Genomic DNA, 348 nt, shown 5'->3' with positions numbered 1-348 from the left:
CTCGGAAAAAGACAATCTGGCGTACAGCGCCCAAAACGAGATTGAATTAGTGGCGAAATTAAACCCTTTAATTACGCAGGGTAACCGAAAGAAAGAAGATGAATTTGAATTCAATAAAGATGCGGGGCTATACGTCTGCAAGGCGGGGCATTTGGCGACTCGCCGGGCGCGGCAGGGTAAGAAAGGCCGAGGGAAGAACCAGGTGGACACCTATTATTTTAACGTGGAGAAGTGCAAACGGTGCCCGCTCCGGGAAGGCTGCTACAAGGAAGGCGCAAAGAGCAAAACGTATTCGGTAAGCATAAAGAGCCATGAGCATTTGGCGCAGGCAGAGTTTCAGGAAAGCGA

1 protein-coding gene is annotated in these 348 nt (G+C 50.0%); it reads left to right on the top strand.

Annotation, left to right across the window (positions count from 1 at the left end):
* The coding region (locus tag M3650_RS31440; RefSeq protein WP_251580286.1) for a transposase at window positions 1-348 on the top strand (348 nt) is incomplete at both ends.

It is taken from the genome of Paenibacillus sp. MER TA 81-3 (genome assembly GCF_023713585.1).
Lineage (GTDB): Bacteria > Bacillota > Bacilli > Paenibacillales > Paenibacillaceae > Paenibacillus_B > Paenibacillus_B profundus.
Note: the sequence above shows the minus strand (reverse complement) of the source record. Positions and strands in the feature narration are given on the sequence as shown.